The organism is Streptomyces sp. TLI_171 (genome assembly GCF_003610255.1).
Classification (GTDB): Bacteria; Actinomycetota; Actinomycetes; order Streptomycetales; family Streptomycetaceae; genus Kitasatospora.
The window spans coordinates 4,902,414-4,929,042 of the sequence record NZ_RAPS01000001.1 but is presented as its reverse complement, the minus strand read 5'-3'; the positions used below and the strand labels follow the sequence as shown (position 1 = coordinate 4,929,042).

Below are 26,629 nucleotides of genomic sequence, written 5' to 3'. Positions count from 1 at the left end.
GGAAAGGGGCAGAGGCACAGGGGCGAGGACCACGCCGCGGGAAGCCGGCAGACCGACCAGGGACGGAAGTCCTCCACCTGTCAGGTCTTTCGGCGTGTTCTCGGTACTCGTGAACGGTATCACAAACTATTTGATGAGAGCTTTACCATGAACGTGTGGTACCTGTCACACCGTAGGCCCAGAAGTGCCGCCGAACGGTGCAACGGGAGTTGACGAACCGTCAGGACCGCTGCTCGTTGCGCGGCCCGACCGCCGTCGCCCCGGTGCCCATCCGTCCGAGCAGCGCCTTGTCCTCCGCCGACAGCTCAGCCATCGCGGGGGTCTCGGCGACCGGTTCGGCGACCGGAGCCGCTGCCTCGCCGTCTCGGTAGCGCGGCGGCATGAACGGCTGGACGGCCTTCGGCGCGCGCGGCTTGAAGCGCGGCATCAGCAGCACCGCCAGGCCCACCAGGCACAGGCCGGCCATGGTGAGCACCACGGTGCGGCCGGTGTTGGTGACCGAGACCGCGACGGTGCCGAACGCGATCAGCGCGGCCCAGAAGTACATGATCAGCACCGCCCGGCTGTGCGAGTGCCCGACCTCCAGCAGCCGGTGGTGCAGGTGCTGCTTGTCGGCGGCGAACGGCGACTTGCCGGCCCAGGTGCGGCGCACCACGGCCAGCAGCAGGTCCGCCAGCGGCAGCGCGATCACCGTCAGCGGCAGGATCAGCGGGATGTAGATCGGCACCAGGGCGTGCACGGTGAGGGTCTGCGACCCGGTCCGGGCGGAGATCAGGTCGGGGTCGACGCGGCCGGTGATGGAGATCGCCGCGACCGCCAGCATCAGGCCGAGCATCATCGAGCCGGAGTCGCCCATGAAGATCCGCGCCGGGTGCAGGTTGTGCGGCAGGAAGCCCAGGCACATGCCGATCAGCACGGCGGTGAACAGCGCGGCGGGGGCGGCGTCGTTGATGCCGTACCCGAGCCAGAGCCGGTAGGAGTACAGGAAGAAGGCGATCGCGGCGATGCAGACCATGCCGGCCGCCAGGCCGTCCAGGCCGTCGATGAAGTTCACCGCGTTGACCATCACCACCACCAGGGTGACCGAGATGATCATGCCCTGGGTGGGGGTGACCGCGACCGGGCCGTAGCCGGGCACCGGGATCGAGATCACCGTGACGCCCTGCCAGACCATCACACCGGCGGCGATCATCTGGCCGCCGAGCTTCACCAGCGCGTCCACGCCCCACTTGTCGTCCAGGACGCCCAGCACGAACATGATCCCGGCCCCGGACAGCAGCGCCTTGATGTCCGCGCTCTGCACGAACAGCCGCCCCAGGTTCGTCAGTTGGGACGCCGCCAGCAGACCGGCCAGCAGACCGCCGAACATCGCGATGCCGCCCAGCCGCGGGGTGGGCTCGCGGTGCACGTCGCGCGCCCGCACGGGGGGCATCGCGCCGGCCGCGATGGCGAACTTCCGCACCGGACTGACCAGCAGGTAGGTCACCGCCGCGGAGACGAACAGGACCAGCAGATACTCACGCACCACCGGCCTCCAGGGTCGCGCTCGGACGGACGAGTACGCAGGGTACTCCCGCGCTGCTTCGGGATTCGAGGTGCGTCGCCACGGAGCACACCTTATTGACTCCGACGCCGTGCCCCCGCATCGCGGTTCGCCCTGGCGACCCCCGAATCCTCAGCGGCGCCCCGCGAAGGCACGCGCCAGCTCCCGCACCCGGGCCCGCACCGGCTCCACCTCGCCCCCGGAGAGCACCCGCCCGAGCAGCGCGCCGACCTCGCCGAGCTCCTCCTCCCCCATGCCCTGGGCGGCGCACGTCCCGGTGCCCAGCCGGATGCCGGAGGTCTCGGTGGGCGGCGCCGGGTCGTACGGGACGGCGCACCGGCCCAGCATCAACCCGGCGGCGGCGCAGCGGCGTTCGGCCTCCACCCCGGTCAGGCCGAGGGCCCCGACCTCGGCCGTCACCAGGTGGGTGTCGGTGCCGCCGGTGAGCGGCGCGGCCCCGGCCGCGACCAGCGCGGCCGCCAGCGCCCGCGCCCCGGCCACCGCCCGGCGGACGTAGCCGGTGTAGGCGGGGGTGCCGGCCTGGGCCAGCGCCACCGCCTTGGCGGCCACCTCGTTCATCGCCGCTCCGCCCTGGGTGAACGGGAACACCGCCCGGTCGACCCGGTCGGCCAGTTCCGCGGTGCACAGCAGCAGGCCGCCGCGCGGGCCGCGCAGCAGCTTGTGGGTGGCCGCCACGGTGACGTCGGCGTACGGCACCGGGGAGGGTGCGGCCCCGGCCGCGACCAGGCCGGCGGTCTGCCCGGCGGCGGCGATCAGGTAGGCGTCCACCTCGTCGGCGATCTCCCGGAAGGCCGCCCAGTCGACGTGCCGGGGGTAGGAGATGCCGCCGGCCACGATCGCCTTCGGGCGGTGCTCGTGGGCCAGCCGGCGGACCTGCTCCAGGTCGATCCGGCCGTCCTCCTCGCGCACCCCGTAGCCGTGGAACTGGAACCAGCGGCCGGAGAAGTTGGCGCGCGAGCCGGCACTCAGGTGGCCACCGTGCTCCAGCGACATCGCGAGTACCGCGTCCCCCGGTCGCAGCAGCGCCGCGTAGGCCGCCAGCATCGCCGAAGTCCCGGACCGGGGCTGGACGTTGGCGTGCGGGGCGGCGAACAGCTCGCGGGCCCGGTCGACCGCCAGCAGCTCCACGGTGTCGGCCGGCGCGCAGCCGGTGTGGTGCCGGCGGCCCGGGTAGCCCTCGGCGTACTTGTCGACCAGCGGGCCGGCGAGTGCGGCCAGCACGGCCGGGGTGGCGAGGTTCTCGCCGGCCAGCAGCTGCAGCGAGTCGGTGCGCCGCTCGGCCTCGGCGGTGAGCAGGTCGGCGACCAGCGGGTCCGCCGTGCGCAGGGCCTCGGCGGCCTCCCAGTGCGTCAGTCGGGCATCGGCGACCGTCATGGAGCGGCTCCCGGGCTGGTGTGCGGGCGGATTTTTCCAGCGTAGGTCTGCGTCCGCCGCGCGGCCCGCCCGCACACGCGGGCTTGGGCCTTTCCGGTTGCCCGCACGCCCTGGGCACCGGGCCTTCACGAATCCTCCACTGAAACTTTAGTGGAGTGCGCTCAACTCACCGGCCCACACCGGTCAGGGCGGTCACCACCGGGTCCAGCGCGTCGAATATCTCCTCGCCGCAGTTCCGGAACATGCCGATCGGCGCCCCGTACGGGTCCCTCAGCTCGTCCGATTCGGGCGCGGCGGCCAGCAGCCAGCCCCGCAGGGCGGCGGCCGCCCGGACCAGTGCGCGGGCGCGTTCGGTCAGCCGCGCGCCCTCCCTGGGGTCCGGCAGGGTCCGCGGGTCAACCCTTTGCACCAGCCGGGTGAACTCCTTGAGCGTGAAGGTGCGCAGACCCGCCGCGTGCCCCATCGAGATGACCTGCGCCCGGTGGTCCAGGGTCGCGGTCAGCACCAGGTCGGCGTCGATCACGTGCTCGTCCAGCAGCTCCCGCCCGGCGAAGCCGGCGCTGTCCGCGCCGTACTCACCGAGCACCGTCGCCGCGTGCGCCTCCATCGGGGCGCCCTCGTGGCCCCAGGTGCCGGCGCTCTCCACCACGATCCGGCCGCCGATCCGGGCGCCCAGCCGGGAGTCCAGCTCCAGCCGGGCCAGCCGCTCGGCGATCGGCGAGCGGCAGATGTTGCCGGTGCAGACGAACAGGATGCGGAAGGTGTCCAGCGGGAGCGGCCCGGACGCCGGGAACGGCGCCAGGGCGCTCCCCGCTCCGTACAACGGGGCGGCGGCGGTCAACTGCCGGCCTCCACGTCAGGAGCGACCTCCCTCAGCTGCTCGACGCTGATCGCGCCCGCCCGCAGCACCACCGGCACCTTGCCGGTGACGTCGACGATGGTGGAGGCCTTCGCGTGGTCCGCCGTCCCGCCGTCGAGGTAGATCGACACCGCGTCCCCGAGCTGCGCCTCGGCCTCGTCGCAGGTCGACGGGGACGGGCCGCCGGTCTTGTTCGCCGAGGACACCGCGAGCGGGCCGGTGGCGTTCAGCAGCTCCAGGGCGACCGGGTGCAGCGGCATCCGGACCGCGACGGTGCCGCGGGTCTCGCCCAGGTCCCAGCGCAGCGAGGGCTGGTGACGGGCCACCAGGGTCAGGCCGCCCGGCCAGAACGCGTCCACCAGCTCCCAGGCCTGCTCGGAGAAGTCGGTGACCAGGCCGTGCAGCGTGGTCGGCGAGCCGACCAGCACCGGCGAGGGCATGTTGCGGCCGCGGCCCTTGGCCGCCAGCAGGGCGCCGACCGCTTCCGGCGAGAAGGCGTCCGCGGCGAGGCCGTACAGCGTGTCGGTCGGCACCACCAGCAGCTCCCCGCGGCGGATCGCGGTGGCGGCCTCACGCAGCCCGCTGGCGCGGTCCTGGGCGTCGGAGCAGTCGTATCGGCGGCTCATCGGAGCAATCCCCTTCCGGTGAAAGTCAGTGGTGGTCTGCAGCGAAGCGCGGGGAAGTCCCGCTCACAGCGAAGCCCGTCGGGCCGTGGTGAAGCGCGGTCGGTTGTTGAGGTCCCGGTGGTCGGCGGCGTCCGTCCAGCCGCTCTCCTCGCGGAAGATCCACGGGACCTGCCCGCCCTGGGTGTCCGCGTGCTCGATCACCACCGCGCCGCCGGGCCGCAGCAGCCGGGCGGCGACCCGCTCGATGCCGCGGATGGTGTCCAGCCCGTCCTCGCCGGAGAACAGCGACATCTGCGGGTCGTGGTCGCGGGCCTCGGGCGCGACGTACTCCCACTCGGTGAGCGGGATGTACGGCGGGTTGCTGATCACCAGGTCGAAGCGGCCGTCCCAGGCCCGCTCCTCGGCGAACGCCCGGGTGGCGTCGCCCTGGTGCAGGTGCACCCGGGCCCGGTCGGGGCTGGCCTCGACGTTGCGGCGGGTGTAGCGCAGCGCGCCCTCGTCCAGCTCGAAGGCGTGCACGGTGGAGCGCGGCAGCTCCTGCGCGAGGGCCAGCGCGATCGCCCCGGAGCCGGTGCACAGGTCGACCACCAGCGGCTCCGCCACGTCCATCGCCCGGACCGCGTCTATCGCCCACTCGACCACCGACTCGGTCTCCGGCCGGGGCACGAACACCCCGGGGCCGACCTCGAGTTCGAGGTAGCGGAAGAACGCCCGCCCGGTGATGTGCTGCAGCGGCTCACGCTGCTCGCGGCGGGAGATCGCCTCCCAGTACCGGGCGTCGAAGTCGCCGTCCGGCACGGTGTGCAGCTGGCTGCGCTTCACGCCGTGGATGTACGCCGCCAGCTCCTCCGCGTCGAAGCGCGGCGAGGGCACGCCGGCCGCGGCGAGGCGCTGGGTGGCCTGGGCCACCTCGGCGAGCAGCAGGTTCATCCCTCGGGCCCCTTAGGCTCAGTTCTCCTGCGCGGCGGCCAGCTTGGCCGCGGCGTCGGCGTCCACACAGGACTGGATCACCGCGTTCAGCTCGCCGTCCAGCACCTGGTCCAGGTTGTACGACTTGAACCCGGTGCGGTGGTCGGAGATGCGGTTCTCCGGGAAGTTGTACGTCCGGATCCGCTCGGAGCGGTCCACGGTGCGCACCTGGCTGCGGCGGGCGTCGGACGCCTCCCGCTCGGCCTCCTCCTGCGCGGCGGCCAGCAGCCGCGAACGCAGGATGCGCATCGCCTGCTCCTTGTTCTGCAGCTGGCTCTTCTCGTTCTGGCAGGACGCCACGATACCGGTCGGCAGGTGGGTGATCCGGACCGCGGAGTCGGTGGTGTTGACCGACTGCCCGCCGGGGCCGGAGGACCGGTAGACGTCGATCCGCAGGTCGTTGGCGTGGATCTCCACCTCGACCTCCTCGGCCTCCGGGGTGACCAGCACGCCCGCGGCGGAGGTGTGGATGCGGCCCTGCGACTCGGTCGCGGGCACCCGCTGCACGCGGTGCACGCCGCCCTCGTACTTCAGCTGCGCCCAGACGCCGTGGCCGGGCTCCGGGTTGCCCCTGGTCTTCACCGCCACCGAGACGTCCTTGTAGCCGCCCAGGTCGGACTCGTTGGCGTCGATGATCTCAGTCTTCCAGCCGAGCCGCTCCGCGTAGCGCAGGTACATCCGCAGCAGGTCGCCGGCGAACAGCGCCGACTCCTCGCCGCCCTCGCCCGCCTTGACCTCCAGGATGACGTCCTTGTCGTCGTTGGGGTCGCGCGGCACCAGCAGCAGCCGGAGCTCCTCGGTGAGCTCCTCCCTGCGCGCCTCGGAGTCCTTCACCTCGGCGATGAACTCCGGGTCCTCCGCGGCGAGTTCGCGCGCGGCGACGATGTCCTCGCCGGCCTGCTTCCAGGCCCGGTAGGTGCGGGTGATCGGGGTCAGCTCGGCGTACCGCTTGGCCAGCTTGCGCGCGTTCGCCTGGTCGGCGTGCACGGACGGGTCGGCCAGCCTCGTCTCGAGGTCGGCGTGCTCGACGAGGAGCTCTTCGACTGCCTCGAACATCGGGTGGTCCTACTTCCGTGAGTGTGCCGCAGGGTGGTGGGGAGGGACGCGAACGGCGCCGGCCCGGACCCCCCGTGAACGAGCACGGGAGCGTCCGAGACCGGCGCCGTGGGAGCGCTAGGCCTTGCCGCCGGAGAGCTTCTTGCCGAAGCGGGCCTCGAAGCGGGCCACGCGGCCACCGGTGTCGAGGATCTTCTGCTTGCCGGTGTAGAACGGGTGGCAGTTCGAGCAGACCTCGGCGCGGATCTCGCCGCTGGTCTCGGTGGAGCGGGTGGTGAACTCGTTGCCGCAGGTGCAGGTCACCGTGGTGAGCACGTACTGCGGGTGAACGTTGGACTTCAAGGGATTCTCCTAGCTGATCGGGAGGGCACCGGGTCGGCGGACTGGGCAGCCGCTCGTGAACCGGGACCGACGGACCAGTGTGCCAGCACTGGCCGCATCTTCCCAAACCGGGAGCCGGATCCCGCTATTCCGCTCCCCCGGCCACTTCGGTGGCCCGCGCGGTGGGGCCCGCCGAGCCGGACGGGGAGGCGGACGGGGATCCGGACGGGGAGCCCTGCGCCGGGTTGGCGGGCTGCTGCTGGAGGACCGCCTGCGGCACCGCCTGGTCGCCCCGCAGCGCCGCCCACAGCTGGGTCGCCTCCGGGGTCTTCGGGATCACCCGGTTGGGGTCGCTGGCGGCGTACACCACCGGCAGGGTGACCATGGTCAGCTGGTCCGGGCCGATCTTCTTCACCGTCTGCGCCAGGCCCACCAGCGAGCTCACCGACGCCAGGTCGCTGTCGGTGGTCAGCGCGTTGGTCAGCTTGTCGCCCAGGTTCCACATCGCCACCGGGTTGGAGGTCAGGCCGAGCGAGCCGACCTGCCCGAGCATCGCCCGGACCATCTCCTTCTGCAGCTCGATCCGGCCCAGGTCGCTGCCGTCGCCGACGCCGTGCCGGGTGCGGACGAACGCCAGCGCCTGCTGCCCGCCCAGGTGGTGGCTGCCGGCGTCCAGGTGCAGGCCGCTGTCCCTGTCGTCGATGGCCACCGTGGTGGTGACCTGCACCCCGCCGATGGCGTCGATCAGCGAGGCGAAGCCGGCGAAGTCCACCTCGACGAAGTGGTCCATCCGCATCCCGGTGAGCTGCTCCGCGGTCTTCACCGCGCAGGCCGGGCCGCCGACCTCGTACGCGGAGTTGAACATCGCGCTGCGGGCCGCGGCGACCTGCTTGCCGTCCTCGGCGGTGCAGGCCGGCCGGGCCACCAGGGTGTCGCGGGGTATGGAGACCACCGAGGCGGCGGTGTGCGCCTGGTTGACGTGCACCACCATCGCGGTGTCGGAGCGGGCGGTGTCGCCGGTGGCGCCGCCCGCCAGGTTGCCGTTGTCGCCGGAGCGCGAGTCGGAGCCCAGCACCAGCAGGTTGAACGCGCCGCCGGTGGAGGCGGGCGGGCGGGCGGTGCCGAGCTGCCCGGAGATGTCGACGCTGCGGATGTTCCCGTTCAGCTTCCAGTAGGCGATCCCGCCCAGGGCCGCGCCGACCACGACCAGGCCGATCAGCGCGAACAGCGCGATCCGCACCGCGCGGCGACGCGGCGTGCGGTTCTTCCGGTGCTCGGCCATATCGCCTCGTTTCGCCTGAAGTGCGACCTTTCGAGCATAAGTGACGCACCGGTATGACGATCAGGTTCCGCCGCTGACCTGGGAGAACGCCGAGACCCCGCACCGCGCGGAGGCGGTGCGGGGTCTCGGGAGCGGGTGACGTCAGTCGCCGGAACCGGGGGTGTTCTTGGCGATCTGCATCAGGAACTCGGCGTTCGACTTGGTCTGCTTCATCTTGTCCAGCAGCAGCTCGATCGCCTGCTGGGAGTCCAGCGCGTGCAGCACGCGACGGAGCTTCCAGGTGATCGCCAGCTCCTCGGAGCCGAGCAGGATCTCCTCCTTGCGGGTGCCGGAGGCGTCCACGTCGACGGAGGGGAAGATGCGCTTGTCGGAGAGCTTCCGGTCGAGCTTGAGCTCCATGTTGCCGGTGCCCTTGAACTCCTCGAAGATCACCTCGTCCATCCGGGAGCCGGTGTCGACCAGCGCGGTGGCCAGGATGGTCAGCGAGCCGCCGTTCTCGATGTTGCGCGCGGCGCCGAAGAACTTCTTCGGCGGGTACAGCGCGGTCGAGTCGACACCACCGGACAGGATGCGGCCGGAGGCGGGCGCGGCCAGGTTGTAGGCGCGGCCCAGGCGGGTGATCGAGTCCAGCAGGATCACCACGTCGTGGCCCAGCTCCACCAGGCGCTTGGCGCGCTCGATGGCGAGCTCGGCGACGGTGGTGTGGTCCTCGGCCGGGCGGTCGAAGGTCGAGGAGATGACCTCGCCCTTCACCGACCGCTGCATGTCGGTGACCTCTTCCGGGCGCTCGTCCACCAGGACGACCATCAGGTGGCACTCGGGGTTGTTGTGGGTGATCGCGTTGGCGATCGCCTGCATGATCATGGTCTTGCCGGTCTTCGGCGGGGCCACGATCAGACCGCGCTGGCCCTTGCCGATCGGCGACACCAGGTCGATGATCCGGGTGGTCAGCACGCCCGGGTCGGTCTCCAGGCGCAGGCGCTCCTGCGGGTACAGCGGGGTCAGCTTGCCGAACTCGGGGCGGCCGCGGCCGCTGTCCGGGTCCATGCCGTTGACGGAGTCCAGGCGCACCAGGGCGTTGAACTTCTCGCGGCGCTCGCCGTCCTTCGGCTGCCGGACGGCGCCGGTGATGGCGTCGCCCTTGCGCAGGCCGTGCTTGCGGACCTGGGCCAGCGAGACGTAGACGTCGTTCTGGCCGGGCAGGTAGCCGGAGGTCCGGACGAAGGCGTAGTTGTCGAGGATGTCCAGGATGCCCGCGACGGGGATCAGGACGTCGTCGTCGCTCAGCGGGACCTCGGGGCCGCTCTGGCCCTCGAAGCCGTCGCGACGACGGCCCCGGCGGTCGCGGTAGCGGCCGCGGCGGCCGCGGCGCCCGTCGCCGAACTCGTCGTCGTCGTAGCCGCCCTGCTGCTGGGCGTTGCCGCCCTGCTGCTGCTGCTGCTGCGAGGCGTTGCCGCCCTGCTGCTGGCCGCCCTGCTGACGCGGCTGGCCGCCGTCCTGCTGCTGGCCGCCCTGACGGTCGGCGCGGTCGCGCTCGCGGCGGTTGCGGCGGTCCCGGCGGGACTCGCGGATCTCGCTGTCGCTGTCGGCCGCGGCGGCCTCGGGGCGGTCGCCGCCCTCGCGGCGGTCCCGCCGGTCGCGGCGGTCGCGGCGCTCGGCGCGGGCCTCGCCCTCGGCGGCGGCCGGACGCTGGGTCTCGGCCTTGGCCTCGGCGGCGGGGGCCTGCTCGGTGGTGGCGGTCGCGGCGGCGGCCGCGGCCTCGGCGGTCGGGGCGCCGGCGGCGGCGGTGGCCCGGCGGCGCGGACGCTCGGCCCGGGCGGCGGCGGCCGCGGTCTCGGCGGCGGCCTGCACCGGGATCTCGATCTGCGCCTGTGCCTGCGGCTGCGGCTCGGTGGCGGCAGCGGTGCGGGCGCGGCGGGCCGGCTTCTGCTCGGCCTCGGCCGGGGCAGCGGCCTCGGCGGCCGGAGCGGCGGCCTTGGCGGTCTTCTTGGCGGCCGGAGCGGCGGGGGCGGAACCGCCCGCGAGCAGCGGGTCCCCGCCGCTCTTCTCCTTGATGGCCTCGATCAGCTGGCTCTTGCGCATCCGCCCGGTGCCGCTGATCCCGAGGGTCGAGGCGAGCTTCTGGAGCTCGGCCAGAACCAGGCCGTCCAGGCCGGCGGCGGCGGTACGACGGCGTCGCGCCGGAGCCGCGGGGGCGGCGGCTGCGTCCGACGCCTCGGCGTCCGGGCGCGCGCCCATCAGATCGGTGGTGTCGCTCACTAAGGGTCCTTCCCTGGAGCGGACGTCGGCCTGTCTGGCACGGCGACCGGTTGTGCTGTCCTGTCCAGCGTCTCTTTGCGCTGGTCAGGGGCTGGATTCCCGCGGAAGGCTGGTCCTTCCGGGGAGCTGCGAAGTGCGGTGCACTGTGGTGCGAAGCGGCGCGGACGGCCGGTTCTGGTGCCGACCTCGCTGCGCCTGTTGATGCCCGGGCCCCCGTCGCGCGGCGGCACTGCGGGTCCCGCCGGGCCGAGCCTCAGTGCAGAGGCTGGGGGTGGGAGTCCGGTGCCGTCACGGCTTCGGGATGGGCCGCAGTCGCGCAGGCAGGCTGCGTACGCGGTGTGGCGGGCTCCCGGAGAATCGTGCTCCCGAGCTTCCGGCCCCCGTGCGGACGGGGGAACGGGATCGGGATGCGTCGCACCGGGCCCCGGTGGGCATCTGGTGCAGCAATGAGGTTAACACTACCTACCCCCTGACACATTCCCCAGCCCTTTGCTTGTCAATCGTGTCCGTCTCACATGTCGAGCGGGAGCACGGTGGCGCCGGTGCGGTCCAGCTCCAGCCGGTGCGCCGCGAACTGCGGGCCCGCGAAATTGAGGAGTTTCTCGGCTCCGGCCTCGTCGCCGAGCGCGAGCACGGTCGGTCCGGCGCCCGAGATGACGGCGGGGACGCCCTCGGCGCGCAGCGCGGCGACCAGGGCGGCGCTGTCCGGCATGGCGGAGGCCCGGTAGTCCTGGTGCAGGCGGTCCTCGGTGGCGGTGAGCAGCAGCTCCGGGCGGCGGGTGAGCGCCTCGACCAGCAGGGCCGCGCGGCCCGCGTTGACGGCGGCGTCGGACAGCGGGACGGTCTTCGGCAGCAGGCCGCGGGCGGTCTCCGTGAGCACCTCGGTGGACGGCACGAACACGACCGGCACGACCCGGTCGGAGGGGTCCAGGGTGATGGTGCGGGCGACGCCGTCCTCGGTCCAGGCGACGGTGAAGTTGCCGCGCAGGCAGGCCGCGACGTTGTCGGGGTGACCCTCCAGCTCGGAGGCGAGGGCGAGCAGCGCGTCGTCGTCGAGGGCGGAGGCGCCGCCGATGGTGACGGCGCGGGCGGCGACGATGCCGGCGCAGATCGCGGCGGACGAGGAGCCCAGGCCGCGGCCGTGCGGTATCCGGTTGGCGCAGACCACTTCGAGGCCGCGGGGCTGGCCGCCGAGCCGGTCGAAGGCGGCGCGCATGGAGCGGACCACCAGGTGCCGTTCGTCGCGGGCCAGGTTGTCGGAGCCTTCGCCGGCGATGTCCACGGTCAGGCCGGAGTCGGCGACCCGGACCACCACGTCGTCGTACAGGCCGAGGGCGAGGCCGAAGGCGTCGAAGCCGGGGCCGAGGTTGGCGCTGGTCGCGGGGACGCGGACGCGGACGGCGGCGGCGCGGAACGCGGGACCGGCCATGCGGTGGACACTCCTGAAAAGTGGGGGAGGCCCGGACGACGGGGCCTGCGGTGGTACGACGGCGGGGTGGTCGAAGGAGCGCGCAGCATGGCGCGGCCCGCCGGGGTCCAGCGTATCGAAGAGAAGTTCCAGAGCGGTACACCCTGCTCGGCTTCGATCTTGCGTGTTGCCGCATGCAGCGGAAAAGCGCCGGTCGGGTGACCTGAAAGCGGCGGCGGGCGGCGGACCCGAACGGGGCCCGCCGCCCGCCGCGTTGACGCGGGGTCAGTCCAGCAGGCCGAGACGGCGGGCGGCCGTCTCCGGGTCGATCGGGACGACCTGCGGCTGCGGGGCGCCGGCCACCGCCCAGTCCGGGTCCTTCAGGCCGTTGCCGGTGACGGTGCAGACGATCCGCTGGCCGGGGTCGACCAGTCCGGCCTCGGCCTTGGCGAGCAGGCCGGCCACCGAGGCGGCCGAGGCGGGCTCCACGAAGACGCCCTCCTGCGCGGCCAACAGCCGGTAGGCGGACAGGATCTGGCGGTCCGTCACCTTGTCGATGAGGCCGCCGGAGTCGTCCCGGGCGGCGAGCGCGTAGTCCCAGGAGGCGGGGTTGCCGATCCGGATCGCGGTGGCGATGGTCTGCGGCTTGAGCACCGGGGCGCCGTCCACGATGGGGGCCGAGCCGGAGGCCTGGAAGCCCCACATCCGCGGGGTCTTCGAGGCCAGGCCGTCCGCGGCGTACTCGCGGTAGCCCTTCCAGTAGGCGGTGATGTTGCCGGCGTTGCCGACCGGGAGGACGTGGATGTCGGGGGCGTCGCCGAGCATGTCGACGATCTCGAAGGCCGCGGTCTTCTGGCCCTCGATGCGCACCGGGTTGACCGAGTTGACCAGGGCCACCGGGTACTTCTCGGACAGCTCGCGGGCCAGCGTCAGGCAGTCGTCGAAGTTGCCGTCGACCTGCAGGATCTTGGCGCCGTGCACCAGTGCCTGGCCCATCTTGCCGAGCGCGATCTTGCCCTGCGGGACCAGCACGGCGGACACCATGCCGGCCCGCACCGCGTAGGCGGCGGCGGAGGCGGAGGTGTTGCCGGTGGACGCGCAGATGACGGCCTGGGCGCCGTCCTCCTTGGCCTTGGAGATGGCCATGGTCATCCCGCGGTCCTTGAAGGAGCCGGTCGGGTTGGCGCCCTCCACCTTGAGGTAGACGTCGCAGCCGGTCCGCTCGGAGAGCACCTGGGCGGGAACGAGCGGCGTGCCGCCCTCCAGCAGGGTGACCACCGGGGTGGAGTCGGTGACCGGCAGGCGGTCGCGGTACTCCTCGATGAGGCCTCGCCACTGATGAGTGTGGGTGCCTCGGGCAATCACGGCATTCATGGCTTCCTACTCCCCTTCGACCCGCATGATGCTGGCCACGTCGCGCACGCTGTCCAGTGCGCGGAGCTTGTCGACCGTCGCCGACAGGGCGGCGTCGGTGGCGCGGTGGGTGACCACGACGAGCGCGGCGTCGCCGTCGCGGCCCTGCTGGCGGACGGTGTCGATGGAGACGCCGTGCTCGGCGAAGACCGACGCGACCTGGGCGAGCACGCCCGCGCGGTCGTCCACGTCGAGGCTGACGTGGTAGCGGGTGACCACCTCGTCCATCGGCTTGGCGGGCAGCTGGGCGTAGACCGAATCGCCGGGGCCGGTGGTGCCGTTGACCTTGTTGCGGCAGACCGCGACCAGGTCGCCGAGGACCGCGGAGGCGGTCGGCGAGCCGCCCGCGCCGGGGCCGTAGAACATCAGCCGGCCGGCCGCCTCGGCCTCCACGAACACCGCGTTGTAGGCCTCGCGGACGGAGGCCAGCGGGTGGCTGAGCGGGATCATCGCCGGGTGCACCCGGGCGGTGACCGAGGCGCCGTCGGCGGCGCGCTCGCAGATCGCGAGCAGCTTGACCACGCAGCCCATCTGCTTGGCGGAGGCGATGTCGGCGGCGGTGACCTCGGTGATGCCCTCGCGGTAGACGTCCGCGGCGGTCACCTTGGTGTGGAAGGCGATCCCGGCCAGGATGGCGGCCTTGGCGGCGGCGTCGAAGCCCTCCACGTCGGCGGTCGGGTCGGCCTCGGCGTAGCCCAGCGCGGTGGCCTCCTCCAGCGCCTCGGAGTACCCGGCGCCGGTGCTGTCCATCTTGTCGAGGATGAAGTTGGTGGTGCCGTTGACGATGCCCAGCACCCGGTTCACCTTGTCGCCGGCCAGCGACTCGCGCAGCGGGCGCAGCAGCGGGATGGCGCCGGCGACGGCGGCCTCGTAGTAGAGGTCGACGCCGGCCTCGGTGGCCGCGGCGTGCAGCTCGGCGCCGTCCTTGGCGAGCAGCGCCTTGTTGGCGGAGACCACCGAGGCGCCGTTCGCGAAGGCTTTCAGCAGCAGCGATTTGGACGGCTCGATGCCGCCCACCACCTCGATCACCACGTCGATGTCGCCGCGGCCGATCAGCGCCTCGGCGTCGGTGGTGAGCAGGTGCTCGGGCACCCCGGGACGGGGGCGTCCGGCACGCCGGACCGCGATGCCCGCGAGCTCGACCGGGGCGCCGATGCGCGCGGCGAGGTCGTCGGCCGTCGTCGTCATGATGCGCGCCACCTCGGAGCCCACCACACCACAGCCCAGCAACGCCACCTTCAGCGGGCGCGTACGCATCATCCGACTCCGCTCTGCATTCTTCGGTCCCCGCCGGGGCGCGTCCGACGCCCCGGGGGCTTTCCTGTCCTGACCAGTCTCCGGGACTTTCCGCACGGATCTACGGCTGGTCCACGTTCTGAGACGAAAATTTCGTCAGCCGATATCGAGCCGCAGGAGATCCTCCTCCGTCTCGCGGCGGACGATCACCCGGGCCGCTCCGTCCGCGACGGCCAGCACGGGGGGCTTGAGGGCGTGGTTGTAGTTGCTCGCCATCGAACGGCAGTAGGCGCCGGTCGCGGGCACCGCGATCAGGTCGCCGGGCGCCAGGTCGGCGGGGAGGAAGGCGTCCCGGACCACGATGTCGCCGGACTCGCAGTGCTTGCCGACCACCCGGACCAGCATCGGCTCGGCCTCGCTGGTGCGGGAGACCAGCGCCACCGAGTACTCGGCGTCGTACAGCGCGGTGCGGATGTTGTCGGACATCCCGCCGTCCACGCTGACGTAGGTGCGCAGGCCCTCCAGCGCCTTGACGGTGCCGACCTCGTACAGCGTGAACGCGGTCGGGCCGACGATCGCCCGGCCGGGCTCGACCGAGATCCGAGGGACCGTCAACTCGGCGGCCGCGCACTCCCGGCGGACGATCTCGCTGAGCGAGGCGGCGATCTCGGCGGGCTCGCGCGGGTCGTCCTCGGGGGTGTAGGCGATGCCCAGGCCGCCGCCCAGGTCGATCTCCGGCAGCTCCACGCCGTGCTCGTCCCGGACCTCGGCGAGCAGGCCGACCACCCGGCGGGCCGCCACCTCGAAGCCCGCGAAGTCGAAGATCTGCGAGCCGATGTGCGAGTGGATGCCGCGCAGCTCCAGGGACGGCTTGCCGAGCACCCGGCGGACCGCCTCGGCGGCCGCGCCGCCGTTCAGCGACAGGCCGAACTTCTGGTCCTCGTGCGCGGTCGCGATGAACTCGTGGGTGTGCGCCTCGACGCCGACGGTGATCCGGATCAGCACCGGCTGCCGGACGCCCTGCGCCTCGGCGATCTCGGCCAGCCGCTCGATCTCCTGGTAGGAGTCGACCACGATGTGCCCGACGCCGGCCTTCACGGCCTGCTCCAGCTCCTGCACCGACTTGTTGTTGCCGTGCAGCGCGATCCGCTCCCCCGGCATGCCGCCCGCCAGCGCCACGCGCAGCTCGCCGGAGGAGCACACGTCGACGTTCAGGCCCTCCTCGTGCAGCCAGCGCACCACGGCCTTGGACAGGAACGCCTTCCCCGCGTAGTACACGTCCGCCGTGTCGCCGAAGGCGTCCCGCCAGGCCCGGGCGCGGGCCCGGAAGTCGGCCTCGTCCAGCACGTAGGCGGGGGTGCCGAACTCGGCGGCCAGGGTGCGCACGTCGACCCCGCCGACGGTGGCGACGCCCTCGGCGTTCCGGTCGACGGTGCGCGACCAGACCTTGGGGTCGAGGGCGTTCAGGTCGGTGGGCGGGGCCTGGTAGTGGCCCTCGGGCAGCACGTCGCCGTGGCGGGGACCTGCGGGGTGGGCGGAGCGGCTCATCTGCGGAAACTTCCTCGACCTATGGCGAGGGGCGGCCACCGGTCTCCGTCGACCGGTCGCCGCCCCCTGCTGTGCTGCGCTTCGGGGGTGTGGTGCCTTTTACATCCGCTCGGGCGCCGAGACGCCCAGCAGGCCGAGGCCGTTGGCGAGCGTCGTTCGCGTGGCGTCGGCGAGCCAGAGGCGGGCGTGCGTGAGGTCGGTGACCTCCTCGTCGCCCTTCGGCAGGATCTGGCAGTTGTCGTAGAACCGGTGGTAGGCGCGGGCCAGCTCCTCCAGGTACGTGGCCACGTGGTGCGGTTCGCGCAGCTCCCCGGCCTTGGCCAGCACCCGCGGGAACTCGCCGAGCTGGCCGAGCAGGGCGTTCTCCCACTCGGAGCTGAGCAGCTCCGGTTTGAAGTCCGCGCTGCGGGTGATGCCCTTCTCCACCGCGTTGCGCTGCACCGCGCTCATCCGGGCGTGCGCGTACTGCACGTAGTAGACCGGGTTCTCGCGGGACGCGCTGGTCACCAGGTCGATGTCGATGGTGATGGTGGAGTCGGTGGACTGGCGCACCAGCATGTAGCGGGCGGCGTCCACGCCGATCCAGTCGATCACGTCGTCGATCGTGATGATGTTGCCCGCGCGCTTGGAGAGCCGGACCTCCTTGCCGTCGCGCAGCATCTTCACGAACTGACCGATCATCACCTCGATGTTGCGGTCCATGTCGTCGCCCGCGCAGGCCGCGATGGCCTTGAGGCGGTTGACGTAGCCGTGGTGGTCGGCGCCGAGCATGTAGACCGAGACCTCCGCGCCGCGGTCCCGCTTGCTCAGGTAGTAGGCGGCGTCGGCGGCGAAGTAGGTGGTCTCGCCGTCGGCCTTGATCAGGACGCGGTCCTTGTCGTCGCCGAAGTCGGTGGTGCGCAGCCAGATCGCGCCCTCCCGGTCGAAGACGTGGCCCTGCTCGCGGAGCCGCTCGATGGCCTTCTCGACGGCGCCGGAGTCGTGCAGCGTCTGCTCCGAGAACCAGGTGTCGAAGTGCACCCCGAACTCGGTCATCGAGCGCTGGATCTCGGCGACCATCAGCTTCAGGCCCTCGGTGCGGAAGGTCTGCAGCTGCTCGTCCTCGGGCTGCTCCAGGATGCCGGGGACGCCCTCGGCCACGGCCTTGGCGATGTCGACGATGTACTCGCCGACGTAGCCGTCCTCGGGGACGGGCTGCCCGTTGGCGGCGGCCTTCAGCGACTTGGCGAACTTGGTGATCTGCACGCCGGCGTCGTTGAGGTAGTACTCGGTGGACACCTCGGCGCCGGTCGCCTTGAGCACCCGGGCGAGCGAGTCGCCGACGGCGGCCCAGCGGACGCCGCCGATGTGGATCGGGCCGGTCGGGTTCGCCGAGACGAACTCCAGGTTGATCTTCAGGCCCTTGAGCGCCTCGTTGCGGCCGTACGCCTCGCCCGCCTCGACGATGGTGCGCGCGAGCTCGCCCTGGGTGGCGGCGTCCAGCGTGATGTTCAGGAAGCCGGGGCCGGCGATGTCGACCGCGGCGACGCCGGTGATCTCTCGCAGACGCGCGGCCAGGATCTCCGCGACGGCTCGCGGCGGCTTGCCGGCCGGCTTCGCGAGCTGGAGGGCCACGTTGGTGGCGTAGTCGCCGTGGTCCCTGTTCTTGGGCCGCTCGACCGTCACGTGCGCGGGCACGTCGACGGTCAGCTCGCCCGCCGTGATGGCGGTGCTGACGGCGGCCTGGACTGCCTGGGAGAGTTCTGCGGGTGTCACAGGGCCAAGCCTAGGCGAGACGGGGTACCCGACCGCCACTCGGTTTGCCCCGGGGGATTCGCGTCGCGCCGCCGGGCGTGCTTCGTCTCGTCGGACGTCGCCGCTGACGGGCACATCTCACGGGCGCGGCTCGTCCGGCCGGACGAGTTCCTGCGGGCGTTCGCTCAGGGCTGAATCCCGGAGGGTTTGGGCGGACAGCTGTGCGATGCTGCCGAAGTCGTAGGCGAACCGCCGCCCCGTCCCCTCGGGCACCGGCCGGGGCAGCCCGCGCAGCCGCCGCACCAGGGCGATCAGTTCCGCCGGGTCGAAGGGCTTCGCCAGGTAGCCGTCCACCCCCACCGACTCACCGCGCTCCAGGTCCGCCGGGGTGCAGGCGCTGACGATCGCGATCGGCAGGTGCGCCGTCCGGTGCGAGGCGCGCAGCCGGGCCGCCGTCCGCAGCCCGTCCAGCCGGGGCATCACCACGTCCAGGGTCACCACGTCCGGGTCGACCCGGCCGACCACCTCCAGGCACTCGGCACCGTCGGCGGCGGTCACCACCTCGAAGCCCTCCAGCTCCAGGTTGACCCTGATCAGTTGGCGGATCACCTCGCTGTCGTCCACCACGAGGACCCGCCCCGACGTCGCCGCCACCTCACCGAGGGTAGCCGCGCCCCGGCCGCCGCGTCCGGCCTTTCCGCTACTTGCCGGTCACCTCCTGACGGCGCGTCGGACCGGCCCGCCGGAAACCCGTGCACGGACCACGTTGTTTCCCTGGTAGTGTTTTCCCCGTCAGGCCGGGCACCGCCGCAAGGCTCGCCCAGGCCCCCGTAGCTCAGGGGATAGAGCACCGCCCTCCGGAGGCGGGTGCGTAGGTTCGAATCCTACCGGGGGCACTTCGCAGCAAGTGCATGAGTGAGGCTCAGGTCCCTTGGATCTGGGCCTTCTTCGTCTGTCCAGGGGGGACGACCGTGCCGTACGTACTGGACCCGCCGTCCGGGCTGACCGCGCGGGCCACCGCCTTCCTGCGCGCGCACGGCCGCGCGGGCGTGGTTCCCGTGGCCTACGAACACGACGACATCGAGCTCCGGCAGCGCCTGTTCGAGGCGTTCGGGCCGGTGCCGGGCGACCCGGTGGCGCTGCTGCGCGAACTGCGGCAGCGGTACGCCGGCCTCAGCTGGCCCAGCCCGTTCTTCGGCGAGCAGGTCTTCCTCGATCCGCTGCTGGACCCCGAACCCGGCGATCCGCGGATCGAGTTCAGGTACGCGGTGCACCCGACCACGGCGGGCTGCCCCGGCGCGCACCTCCTGCTCGACGGTACCGTCGTGATCGGCCGGGCCGGCGAACCCGGGGTCGCGGCCTTCCCCTCGCTCGACCACCTGATCGAGACCGACGCGCTGCTGCACTCGCTGCGCGGCGCACCCGAACTGGACCCGGCGGCGGTCGACGGGCCGGCGGTGCGGCCGGTCCCCGAGGCGTCCGGCCCGACCTCCCGCTGGTGGACCGACGGGCGGGCGGTCCGGCACCTGGACACCACCTGGGTCGAACTGGGCGACAGCCCGCTGCCCACCGACCGGGCCTGGGCACTGCCGACGGGGCTGCTCCCGGCGGCGCCGGAGGGCTCTGGCAGGCTGCCCGCATGATGATCCCGCACGACCAGGTCCGCTTCGTGTCCGGTGCCTCCGCGCCGATCCTGCTGCTCGGCGGCGTGCCGGTGCACGAGGCGCTGCCGGTGCTGCGGACCAGCGACGGCGCGGTGCCCGCGCTGGACGGCTGGCAGCTGGTGGCCCGCCTGACGCTCTGCCTGCTGGACGGCCCCGGCGACGCCGGCTGCGTGCTGCCCACCCTGGGCAGCACGGCCGAGCTCGACGCGGTCGCCGCCTGGTGCGCCCAGGTCGAGGAGGTCGGCGGCGCGCTGGTGGTCTCGCTCCCCCACCGGTCCGACCTGGCCGGCCCGCTCGACTGGCCCGCCCTGCTGGACGGCGGCGCGCACGGCGGCTTCGCCCGCTCGACCGGCTGACGGACCGTCAGCCCGACTGCCGGCGGCGGTGGTCGCCGCGCAGGACCAGGGCCGGGGTGCCCGGGTCGTAAGCGCCGCAGGCGGTGGTGGACCAGGGCGAGAACTGGCGGGGCACCGCGTAGTACGGGACCAGCACGGGGCCGGTGCGGCCGGTGGCGGCCTTGGCGGGGAGCAGCGCGGGCAGCACGTCGGGGTGCTGCCCGGCCAGGATCGCGCGGCGGCAGGCCGTGCAGGCCGGGCGGCGGTCGGCGGCGGCCTCCTTGGCGGTGACGTGGCGGGCCTTCTTGCCCTTGCGGGCGGCGGTCCCGTCCGCCGCGGGGCCGTGCAGCGGGTTGTAGTAGCAGCGGACGGCGAGCGGGCCGGGGCGCTGTCCGGCGTGCAGCAGGTGGGCGGCGGCGAGGCGTTCGACGGCCTGCTCGGCCAGCACCACGGCGGCGGCCAGGTCCGGCAGGTCGGTGCCCGGGTCGTCCGCGCGGTCGAGCAGCCGGCCCGCCGCCTCGTACGCCTCCAGCGCCCACTGGTAGGCCCGGCGGGCGGCCGACTCCTCGGTGAGCAGCTCCAGTTCGGCGGCCTGGAACACCGCGCCGGCCGCGGTGACCCGCTCGGCGGCCAGTTCGCGCAGCCGCTCGCGCAGCGACCCCCACTCGCCGAGCACCAGGGCGTTGCGCTCCCGGACCTCCCGGCGGCTCGGGCGCGGGTCCGCGCTCTTCGGGGCGGCGGGCCCCAGGGCCTTGAGGAACCACCAGCGGCGGAACACCTGTCCGGCCTCCTGTCCGTGTGCGTCGACGTCCCATTGTGGGAGACGGGGCGGACGAACGGGAGGCCGGGACGGGCCTGTCGACGGGCGGTCAGCTCGCGGCGGCCAGCAGTTCGGTGACGGTGTGGTCGAAGTAGGCGCTGTAGGAGGTGTCGTCGGTGTCGCCGCCCTGCTGGTAGCCGCCGATCACGCCGATCACCGCGCCGGTGGCGGCGTCCAGGAACGGGCCGCCGCTGGTGCCGCCGGGGAAGGACGGGCAGTCGATCCGGCGCTGGTAGGTGTCCTCGCGGCTGGTGCTGTTGGTGCACACCACCGGCTGCTCGGTGCCGGCGGGGTAGCCGTACAGGCGGGTCTCCACCGTCCAGGCGGCGTCGGCGGCGATCGGGTTGCCGCCGAGCGCGTCCTCGATCTGGCGGCCGCCGGACGGGGCGACGGCGAGGATCGCGAAGTCCTCGTCGGGGTCGCCGTCGCTGCGCCAGCCGGCCGCCGTGTACACCTTGGTGACCTGCCAACTGCCGTACGGGGCCTGCCCGTCGCGGTAGCCGGGGACGAAGGTGATGCCGCTCGCGCCGGTCAGGCAGTGCGCGGCGGTGAGGATCAGGTTGCGGCCGGGGCTGTCGATCACGCTGGCGGAGCAGAAGTGGTTGCCGGCTCCGGTGCCGCCGGTGAACAGGGCGCCGACCCGGCGGGACTCGGCGTTGTCGACGGCCGTGGCGGTGACGCCGAGCGTGACGTCCGGCGGTGCGGTGGGCGGGAGTTGCCGGACGGCGCCGTCGGTGGGGTCGATCGGCTGGGGGGCGCCGAGCGCCTCGGTCGTCGGGGTGGTGCTCGGGCTCGGCGACGCGCTCGGGCTCGCCGCGGCGCTCGCGGTCGTGCCGGGGGTGCTGCCGGCCATCGCGACGCTGTCGGTGCTCGGGTGCCGGACGTCGCGCAGGTGGACCGAGAACAGCCCGGCCGCCGCTATTGCCCCGACCACGCCGACGGCGAGCACCGAGGTGAGTGCGACCGGCCGCAGCGGGCGTCGCTCGCGCGGCCTGGTGTGCCGTCCCATCCTGTTGCCCCGCTCCCTGCCGGTCGTCTCCGGGTGTCCGCGCCGCTGTCGCGGCGTCGACTCCTCTCGCACCGTCTCGACTGTCCAGCATCGAGCTGGATATGCCGTGATGACCGGCTGGGAGCCCGATGAGATTTCCGACGGCGGACAGTAGGGTCTCACGGCCCGCGGCGGCGGACCGGCGCGACACCCGGCCGCGCGCGGGTCAGACGGCCGCTCTGGCCTCGGCGGAGGCGTCCTCGCCCTCGGCCTCGCCGGGAGCCGGGCGGTGGTTGATCATCAGGAAGGCGATCACCGCCGCGGCCAGCAGGATGCCCATCGCCACGGCGGTGGCCACCGCGTAGCCGTGCACCGCGCCCTCTGCCTGGACCAGTGGGTCGGCAGGGTTGCGGGTGGCCAGGTAGGTGGCGGTGACGCTGGCGGCGATGGTGTTCAGCAGCGCGGTGCCGATCGAGCCGCCGACCTGCTGGGCGCTGTTGATGATCGCGGCGGCGGCGCCGGTCTCCTGCGGGGCGACGCCGAGGGTGGCCAGGTTCATGGTGGGCATGAAGATCAGGCCCAGGCCGAGGCCGAGCAGCACTTCGGCGGGCAGCACCATCGTGGTGTACGGGCTGTCGACCCTGAGCTGGGTGAGCCAGGCCATGCCGCCGGCGCCGAGCAGCAGGCCGGGGACCACCAGGTTGCGGGTGGGGACCCGGTTCATCAGCCGGGCCGCGATCCCGGCCGCGCTGACCACCACCGCGGCGGTCATCGGGAGGAAGGAGACGCCGGCCTTGACCGGCGAGTACCCCTTGACCGCCTGCAGGTAGTAGGTGAGGAAGAGGAACAGGCCGAACATGCCGATGATGGCGAGGCCGACGGCCAGCGCGCCGCCGGCCCGGTTGCGGTCGTTGATCAGGTGGATCGGCAGCAGCGCGTGCTCGGTGCGCCGTTCGACCAGCGCGAACACCGCCAGCAGCGCGACGCCGCCGCACAGCGCGGTCAGCACCAGCCAGTCGCCCCAGCCCCGGGTCACCGCCTCCGAGGTGCCGTACACGATGGCGAGCAGGCCGCCGCAGCCGAGGACCGCGCCGGGCAGGTCCAGCCTGACCCGCCGAGAGCGGTCGACGTGGTCGCGGACCAGCAGGTAGTAGGCGCCGATCGCGGTGACGACGGCGATCGGGATGTTGACGTACAGGCACCAGCGCCAGGACAGGTACTCGGTGAGCAGCCCGCCGGTGATCAGGCCGATCGCCGCGCCGCCGCCGGAGAGCGCGCCGAACACGCCGAACGCGGTGGCCCGTTCGCGCGGGTCTCGGAAGGTCACGGACAGCAGGGACAGCGCGGACGGGGCGAGCAGCGCGCCGAAGGCACCCTGCAGGGCGCGGGCGGCGAACAGCATGCCGCCGGAGGTGGCGAAGCCGCCGAGGCCGGAGGCCAGGGCGAAGCCGAGCAGGCCCACCACGAAGGTGCGCTTGCGGCCGAACAGGTCGCCGATCCGTCCGCCGAGCAGCAGCAGGCCGCCGAAGGCCAGCGTGTAGGCGGTGATCACCCACTGCCGGTTGGCGTCGGAGATGCCGAGCGCCTTCTGCGCCGACGGGAGGGCGATGTTCACGATCGTCGCGTCCAGGACGATCATCAGCTGGGCAATGGCGATGACCGCCAGGGCCCACCAGCGGCGCGGGTTCGCCGCCGCGGTGTCGGGGACGGGCTGGGAGGTCACCGGAAGGCCGCCTTCCGCGATTCGGGAGTGAGGCAGGGCGCACACGGCGCTCTCTCCAGGGAAACCCCCGATCGGAGCAGCGGCAAGGCAGTTTGTCCGGTGATGTCACGATTTGAGACGGCGGCGGACCCGGGTGCCCGGCCGCAACGGCCACCCGGGGCGCTCCTTCGACTACAGCCCGCTGAGCTCGGTCACCAGGTCGTCCAGGCCCAGCGAGCCCTGCGACAGCGCGGCCATGTGCCAGGCCTTCAGGTCGAACTCGGCACCGTTCGCCTCCGCCGCCGCCCGGGCCGCGGCCCGTCCGCGCAGCCAGGCCCGCTCGCCGAGCTTGTAGCCGATCGCCTGGCCGGGCAGGCCCAGGTAGCGGACCAGTTCGCTGTCCAGGAACTCCTTCGACAGGCCGCAGTACGCGCCGAAGAACTCCCGGGCGCGCTCCGGCAGCATCCGCTCGCCGGGGGCGAACGGCGAGTCGGCCGGGAAGTCCAGCTCGGCGTGCATGCCGATGTCCACGATCACCCGCAGCGCGCGCATCATCTGCGCGTTCAGGTAGCCGAGGCGGTGGCCCGGGTCGGTGAGGTAGCCGAGCTCGTCCATCAGGCGCTCCGCGTACAGCGCCCAGCCCTCCATGTTGGCGCTGACCCCGCCCAGGGTGACCTGGTAGGTGGAGAGCCGGTCCGCGACGTACGTCCACTGCGCGAGCTGCAGGTGGTGGCCCGGGACGCCCTCGTGGTACCAGGTGGAGACCAGGTCCCACTCCGGGAACGCCTCCCGGCCCAGCGTCGGCAGCCAGGTCCGGCCGGGGCGGGAGAAGTCCAGCGACGGCTGGGTGTAGTAGGGGGCGGCGGCGCTGCCGGGCGGCGCGATCCGCGACTCCACCTTCAGCAGCGGCTCGGCCAGGTCGAAGTGCACGCCCTGCAGGTCGTTGATCGCCCGGTCCATCAGGCCCTGCAGGTACTCCTGGACCGCCTGCTCGCCGCGGATCGCCGGGCCGTCGCTCTCCAGCCACTTCATCGCCTGCATCGGGGTCGCCCCCGGCAGCACCTTCTCCGCCTCGACCCGCATCTGGGCGTCCAGCTCGTGGAACTGCTCCCAGGCCCAGCCGTACGCCTCGTCCAGGTCCAGTTCGGAGCCGGTCCAGAACTGCACCCAGCGGGTGTAGCGCTCCCGGCCCGCCGCGTCGGGGGTGCCCTGGGCGGCCGGGCCGTACACGTCGCGCAGCCAGTCGCGCAGCTCGCCGAGCGCGGCGTTCGCCTCGACCGCGCTGGCGGTCAGCTGCTCGCGCAGGTGCTCGGGGGCGACCGCGACCAGTTCGCCGAACCAGCCGCCGGGGTGCTCGCCCGCCAGCCACTCGGCGAGCTGCCCGACCACGGTGTCGACCTGGCGCGGCGCCGACAGCAGGCCGCGCCGGATCCCCTCCGCGAGGGTCTCCCGGTACTGGGTCATCGCCAGCGGGAAGCGGGCCAGCCGGCGGCCCAGGCGCAGCCAGTCCTCGTCGGTGTCGGTGGGCAGCAGGGTGAACATCTCGCGGGTGTTGTGCACCGGCGAACCGAGGTTGCGGACCGCCCGGAAGCCCTCGCCCGCGTCGTGCACCGCCAGCTCGGCGGTCAGCCGCTCGCGCAGCAGCCGGGCGCAGCGGCGCTCCGCCTCGTCCTCCACCGGGCCGGCCGCCTCCAGGGCGTCCAGCGCGGCGAGGGTGCGGCGGGCGAGTTCGGCGGTGGCCTCGATGCCCTCCGGGGACAGGTCGGACAGGCCGTCGTCCTCCGGGTTGAGGCCGAGGTACACCGCGGTCAGCGGGTCGATCCCGGCAAGGGCGTGGACGTAGTCGTCGGCGATGCGGCGCGGGGTGGGGCCGCTCGGAGCTGAGTCGTTCAGTTCATGAGCCATCCGGCCATCCTGTCGTAGCCGCAGGCGAATTCAACCCCTTCCAGGTATCGGCGTCGTCACCCCCGGCTCGGCAGCGCCCGCCTGACGGACCGCCACGGGTCCCAGGTCGGCCGGCCCCTGGTGATCGGGTGGAACGCCAGGCCGATCAGCACCGAGCAGAAGTGCCCCAGGTCGGTGAAGGTGTGCGAGGCCAGCAGCGGCACCAGGTAGAACCCGAGCAGCCCGCACCCGTACACCCACCGCCACGCCCCGGCGAAGCGGTACGTGAGCACCCCCTCGACACCGGCCAGCGCGTACGACACCCCGACGTCGATGGTGGTCGACATGTTCATCGGCAGCACGTGGTGGTGCACGCCCCAGGCCACCACGCCCTCGCTGACGAACGTCGCCACCACGTGCGCGGTCAGCGCCACCGTCAGCCAGCGCCGGGTGCCGAGCCAGCGCTCCGCGGGCACGTGGAAGACGTGGAACACCACGAAGTAGAACCAGAAGTCGGCCTGCTCCGTCCAGATCAGGCTGGCCAGCAGCGCGTGGACCGGGCGCGACGTCAACTGGTCGATGTTCGTGGACCGCTGCTCCAGGAAGAACTCCAGGGTGCCGGGGTCCATCCGGGCCACCACGAAACTGGTGAACGCCAGCAGCAGCAGCCACACGTACGTCCCCGGGGACTTCCCGATCCACCGCCCCGCCGCCCGCACCCACCGCACCGGCCGCTCCTCCGCCGCGCTCAGCTGACACCTGGTCACAGTCTGCGGCCGCGACCGGCGCCCCGCCCGACGACTACCCTGGCACGCATGGCAGCGACCCCCTCCCCCGTCGAGGAGCCCGTCGAGGGCCCCGCCGACGACCCGACCGCCGCGGCGCGCCCCCGGCGTGCCGCGTACCGCCGACTGCCCGTCCAGCAACGGCGTGAACAGCTGATCGCCGTCGCCCTCGAACTCTTCGCCGCCCGTCCGCCCGAGGAGGTCTCCCTCGACGACGTCGCGGAGGCGGCCGGGGCGTCCCGTCCACTGGTCTACCGCTACTTCGCCGGCGGGAAGCAGCAGCTCTACGAGGCGGCGCTGCGCAGCGCCGCCTCCGAACTCACCACCCGGTTCACCGTCGACGCGGTGGCCGGAACCCCCACCCAGCAGCTCGGCGCCGTCCTGCACCGGTACTTCGCGTTCGTCGGCGAGCACGCCGCCGGTTACGGCGCGCTGCTCCGCGGCGGCTCCGTCGTCGAGACCGACCGGACCACCGCGATCGTCGACGACGTCCGCCGGGCGGCGCTCCGGCGCACCCTGCGCTACCTCGGCGTCCGCGAGGCGGGGCCCCGGCTCACCCTGCTGGTGCGCTCCTGGATCTCGGTGGTGGAGGCCTCCGCGATCAGCTGGCTCGACGAGGGCCGGCAGATCCCGGTCGACTCCCTCTGCGAGTGGCTGGTCGACCAGTTCGTGGTGATGGCCGCCGCGACGGCCGTCCGCGACGCCCAGACCGCCGAGGTCCTACACGGCTGGCTCCAGCTGGAGACCGCCGACAGCCCGGCCGGCGTCCTGCTCACCCGCCTGCGCGACCTCGGCCTCTGAG

At 73.0% G+C, this 26,629-nt stretch carries 23 protein-coding genes and 1 tRNA gene; 4 read left to right on the top strand and 20 right to left on the bottom strand.

Annotated features, from left to right (window positions below):
• Positions 1–220 precede the first annotated feature (220 nt).
• The 15 genes from BX266_RS22490 to BX266_RS22420 all read right to left on the bottom strand — a co-directional run bounded on the left by BX266_RS22490 (position 221) and on the right by BX266_RS22420 (position 18,303).
• Positions 221–1,525: an MraY family glycosyltransferase gene (locus BX266_RS22490; RefSeq protein ID WP_099902516.1), complete on the bottom strand. Its 1,305-nt coding sequence runs from the start codon at positions 1,523–1,525 to the stop codon at positions 221–223.
• Between the two features lie 150 nt (positions 1,526–1,675).
• Entirely contained in the window at positions 1,676–2,938 is a 1,263-nt protein-coding gene (gene glyA / locus BX266_RS22485; protein WP_099902514.1) for a serine hydroxymethyltransferase, read from the bottom strand.
• A 166-nt stretch (positions 2,939–3,104) separates the two neighbouring features.
• Complete coding sequence (locus BX266_RS22480) at positions 3,105–3,740, bottom strand: protein-tyrosine-phosphatase (protein WP_099908175.1); 636 nt, start codon at positions 3,738–3,740, stop codon at positions 3,105–3,107.
• A gap of 35 nt (positions 3,741–3,775) precedes the next feature.
• A complete protein-coding gene (locus BX266_RS22475; RefSeq protein WP_099902512.1) occupies positions 3,776–4,423 on the bottom strand; it encodes an L-threonylcarbamoyladenylate synthase in 648 nt (215 codons plus the stop codon).
• Positions 4,424–4,486: 63 nt separating this feature from the next.
• On the bottom strand, positions 4,487–5,353 hold the full coding sequence (gene prmC, locus BX266_RS22470; protein ID WP_099902510.1) for a peptide chain release factor N(5)-glutamine methyltransferase: 867 nt from the start codon (positions 5,351–5,353) through the stop codon (positions 4,487–4,489).
• Between the two features lie 18 nt (positions 5,354–5,371).
• The gene (gene prfA, locus BX266_RS22465) at positions 5,372–6,448 is read right to left on the bottom strand and encodes a peptide chain release factor 1 (RefSeq protein WP_099902508.1); all 1,077 of its coding nucleotides are present in this window, start codon (positions 6,446–6,448) and stop codon (positions 5,372–5,374) included.
• A gap of 117 nt (positions 6,449–6,565) precedes the next feature.
• Positions 6,566–6,790, bottom strand: coding sequence for a 50S ribosomal protein L31 (gene rpmE / locus BX266_RS22460; RefSeq protein WP_099902506.1), 225 nt, complete (start codon positions 6,788–6,790; stop codon positions 6,566–6,568).
• A gap of 124 nt (positions 6,791–6,914) precedes the next feature.
• Positions 6,915–8,051 (bottom strand): LCP family protein, encoded by a 1,137-nt coding sequence (locus tag BX266_RS22455; RefSeq protein ID WP_099902504.1) that lies wholly within the window; start codon positions 8,049–8,051, stop codon positions 6,915–6,917.
• Positions 8,052–8,192: 141 nt separating this feature from the next.
• Positions 8,193–10,310: a transcription termination factor Rho gene (gene rho, locus BX266_RS22450; protein ID WP_099902502.1), complete on the bottom strand. Its 2,118-nt coding sequence runs from the start codon at positions 10,308–10,310 to the stop codon at positions 8,193–8,195.
• Between the two features lie 511 nt (positions 10,311–10,821).
• Positions 10,822–11,739, bottom strand: coding sequence for a homoserine kinase (thrB, locus tag BX266_RS22445; RefSeq protein ID WP_099902500.1), 918 nt, complete (start codon positions 11,737–11,739; stop codon positions 10,822–10,824).
• A 264-nt stretch (positions 11,740–12,003) separates the two neighbouring features.
• Positions 12,004–13,092 (bottom strand): threonine synthase, encoded by a 1,089-nt coding sequence (thrC, locus tag BX266_RS22440; RefSeq protein ID WP_099902498.1) that lies wholly within the window; start codon positions 13,090–13,092, stop codon positions 12,004–12,006.
• 6 nt (positions 13,093–13,098) lie between these two features.
• Entirely contained in the window at positions 13,099–14,391 is a 1,293-nt protein-coding gene (locus BX266_RS22435) for a homoserine dehydrogenase (RefSeq protein ID WP_099902496.1), read from the bottom strand.
• Between the two features lie 132 nt (positions 14,392–14,523).
• Positions 14,524–15,915, bottom strand: coding sequence for a diaminopimelate decarboxylase (gene lysA, locus BX266_RS22430; protein WP_099902494.1), 1,392 nt, complete (start codon positions 15,913–15,915; stop codon positions 14,524–14,526).
• Positions 15,916–16,014: 99 nt separating this feature from the next.
• Positions 16,015–17,670, bottom strand: a complete 1,656-nt coding sequence (gene argS / locus BX266_RS22425; protein WP_099902492.1) for an arginine--tRNA ligase — start codon at positions 17,668–17,670, stop codon at positions 16,015–16,017.
• 117 nt (positions 17,671–17,787) lie between these two features.
• On the bottom strand, positions 17,788–18,303 hold the full coding sequence (locus tag BX266_RS22420; protein WP_099902490.1) for a response regulator: 516 nt from the start codon (positions 18,301–18,303) through the stop codon (positions 17,788–17,790).
• A 170-nt stretch (positions 18,304–18,473) separates the two neighbouring features.
• Here BX266_RS22420 and BX266_RS22415 point away from each other — a divergent pair.
• The 3 genes from BX266_RS22415 to BX266_RS22405 all read left to right on the top strand — a co-directional run bounded on the left by BX266_RS22415 (position 18,474) and on the right by BX266_RS22405 (position 19,669).
• Positions 18,474–18,545, top strand: a tRNA-Arg gene (locus tag BX266_RS22415).
• Positions 18,546–18,620: 75 nt separating this feature from the next.
• Entirely contained in the window at positions 18,621–19,292 is a 672-nt protein-coding gene (locus BX266_RS22410; RefSeq protein ID WP_099902488.1) for a hypothetical protein, read from the top strand.
• The gene (locus tag BX266_RS22405; RefSeq protein ID WP_099902486.1) at positions 19,289–19,669 is read left to right on the top strand and encodes a hypothetical protein; all 381 of its coding nucleotides are present in this window, start codon (positions 19,289–19,291) and stop codon (positions 19,667–19,669) included. The genes BX266_RS22410 and BX266_RS22405 overlap by 4 nt, the downstream gene beginning before the upstream one ends.
• Before the next feature lie 7 nt (positions 19,670–19,676).
• On the opposite strand, the gene BX266_RS22400 is transcribed toward BX266_RS22405, so the two are convergent.
• From BX266_RS22400 to BX266_RS22380, 5 genes are all read right to left on the bottom strand, one after another.
• Positions 19,677–20,426 (bottom strand): hypothetical protein, encoded by a 750-nt coding sequence (locus BX266_RS22400; RefSeq protein ID WP_099902484.1) that lies wholly within the window; start codon positions 20,424–20,426, stop codon positions 19,677–19,679.
• A 91-nt stretch (positions 20,427–20,517) separates the two neighbouring features.
• Positions 20,518–21,477: a serine protease gene (locus BX266_RS22395; protein ID WP_099902482.1), complete on the bottom strand. Its 960-nt coding sequence runs from the start codon at positions 21,475–21,477 to the stop codon at positions 20,518–20,520.
• 205 nt (positions 21,478–21,682) lie between these two features.
• Entirely contained in the window at positions 21,683–23,179 is a 1,497-nt protein-coding gene (locus BX266_RS22390; RefSeq protein ID WP_259464803.1) for an MFS transporter, read from the bottom strand.
• A gap of 171 nt (positions 23,180–23,350) precedes the next feature.
• Positions 23,351–25,063, bottom strand: coding sequence for a DUF885 domain-containing protein (locus BX266_RS22385; RefSeq protein ID WP_099902480.1), 1,713 nt, complete (start codon positions 25,061–25,063; stop codon positions 23,351–23,353).
• Between the two features lie 56 nt (positions 25,064–25,119).
• Entirely contained in the window at positions 25,120–25,770 is a 651-nt protein-coding gene (locus tag BX266_RS22380) for a rhomboid-like protein (protein ID WP_099902478.1), read from the bottom strand.
• A gap of 87 nt (positions 25,771–25,857) precedes the next feature.
• Between BX266_RS22380 and BX266_RS22375 the strand changes: the two genes are divergently transcribed.
• Positions 25,858–26,628 (top strand): TetR/AcrR family transcriptional regulator, encoded by a 771-nt coding sequence (locus tag BX266_RS22375; RefSeq protein WP_099902476.1) that lies wholly within the window; start codon positions 25,858–25,860, stop codon positions 26,626–26,628.
• Position 26,629: the final 1 nt, after the last annotated feature.